Origin of the sequence: Aquiflexum lacus (genome assembly GCF_015476655.1) — a bacterium.
GTDB classification, from domain to species: domain Bacteria; phylum Bacteroidota; class Bacteroidia; order Cytophagales; family Cyclobacteriaceae; genus Aquiflexum; species Aquiflexum lacus.
The window spans coordinates 1-482 of sequence record NZ_JABFHF010000087.1 but is presented as its reverse complement, the minus strand read 5'-3'; the positions used below and the strand labels follow the sequence as shown (position 1 = coordinate 482).

The following is a 482-nucleotide window of genomic DNA, read 5'->3' as shown; positions in this document are numbered from 1 at the left end:
AAAGCCATCAGCGAGGGCATTGTCTTCGAGGAGGGCAGCGATCCGGAATATATCAGTAGGATCAACTGGCAGATGAACGATTACGATCCGCTGAGATCTGGCCTGTACAGGATAACGGCATCCTTGGAGAACGAAGGCTTCGAAGGTTGGAACGTATCGCTGGATATCCCTGTGATCGTACTGGACAAACCGCTTGCGGAGGATATTATGATCAGCAGGAACAAGGTTTCCACCAAAGTAAGGAACGGCGAGATCATCGGCAGCCTGAACACCTTGGATCCTGTTGACAATATCCATACCTACAGCATGGACGAGCATCCCAACTTCTATATCGAGAAGAACGTGCTGGTCTGGAGAGGATCCGGAACCCCTGATGCAGAGATGACCGTCACCGTCCACAGCACCGACAGGGCAGGACAGACCATCAGCAGAGAGATTACCATGTACAGAGAACTTCCTCCCGGAGAAATTCTGATCTATCC

The 482-nt window shown here is 51.2% G+C and carries 1 pseudogene; it reads left to right on the top strand.

Features of this window, described 5'->3' with window-relative positions:
• Positions 1-482: pseudogene (locus tag HMJ38_RS25145) on the top strand (hypothetical protein); the annotation flags it as partial.